Source organism: Cellvibrio sp. OA-2007 (genome assembly GCF_000953825.1).
In the GTDB taxonomy this organism is placed as follows: domain Bacteria; phylum Pseudomonadota; class Gammaproteobacteria; order Pseudomonadales; family Cellvibrionaceae; genus Cellvibrio.
In genome coordinates, this window is record NZ_BBUL01000021.1 from 1 (window position 1) to 1,023 (window position 1,023).

2 protein-coding genes are annotated in these 1,023 nt (G+C 51.2%); both read left to right on the forward strand.

Features of this window, described 5'->3' with window-relative positions; genetic code table 11:
• Window positions 1–164 precede the first annotated feature (164 nt).
• The gene (locus AWU77_RS02040; protein ID WP_062058516.1) at window positions 165–713 is read left to right on the forward strand and encodes an RNA polymerase sigma factor; all 549 of its coding nucleotides are present in this window, start codon (window positions 165–167) and stop codon (window positions 711–713) included.
• Window positions 714–738: 25 nt separating this feature from the next.
• Window positions 739–1,023: hypothetical protein (locus AWU77_RS02045; protein WP_152625229.1), on the forward strand; the 285-nt coding region annotated here is incomplete at its 3' end.

Sequence of the window (1,023 nt, forward strand, 5' to 3'; positions counted from 1 at the left end):
ATTTTTCTCGGCACTGGTTGGCTGGTGTTTCTCACCATTATGGTGGGGTTCGATATAGGTTCAGCCGGATTTATCTGGATTGCACTGGGTGCATCGCAAGTGCTTATCTGGTATCTGAACCGGCCGAAAGTGACTGAACAGGCTGGGCAGCAGGACTAATCTGCATGTCCCTGTCTGATCAGGAATTGATTGCGCGGGTGGTTAACCGCAAGGATCAGCACGCGTTTGCGCAGCTGGTCTTGCGCTACCAGTCGCCGTTGCGCATTTGGGCCAGACGCCTGTGCAACGGCGACACCCACCTCGCCGACGATCTGGCGCAGGAAGCTTTTATGAAGGCCTATGCCGCGCTGGGTGCGTTTCGTGCAGAAGCCAAGTTCTCTACCTGGCTGTATCGCATTGCTTTCAACATAGCCGCCAACCGCTGGCGCGCGAAAAAAGTCGAGTGGTGTGAACTCGATGAAAACGAAGAGATCGAAGCAGAGCAGTGCAGCGTAAAACAATATCATGCACAAAAAGATGTAGAAGCGGCGATGCAAACCCTAAGTGCAGGGCAGCAAATGGCGATTCGACTATGCTATGAAGATGGCTTTTCCCACGAAGAGGCGGCAACCATTATGGGTATTCCGCTCGGTACTGTGAAAACCCACATAGCGCGTGGCAAACAAAAACTGCAAACTCTTTTGGTATCCTGGCAGGATGCTCTACCTCAGTGAAAAAGTGTGCAAGCGAGGTCGCGGTATGAACGATACAAATTTCGATGATTTTTTACGGCAGCAACTGCAGAACGCCAGCCCTTATCTGGATAATGCTAATTTCAGTGCCAAGGTGATGGCTGGGCTACCAAAACCTCGGCGTCTAAGTCGTTGGCTGGAACTATTTATTGTGGTTGTGCCGGTTACATTGATTGCGCTCTTGGTGATGAGCCAGTTTTCAGTGCGCGATTTTATTCAGCCGATTTATGCATGGATGCTCACGATGGATATGGCGAGTTTGATGTCACTGGGCATCGCCGCAATTGTGGCC

Bases quoted from the DNA above. Each gene is read 5' to 3' on its own strand.
- AWU77_RS02040 (WP_062058516.1), top strand. From the start codon at position 165: ATGTCCCTGTCTGATCAGGAATTGATTGCGCGGGTGGTTAACCGCAAG.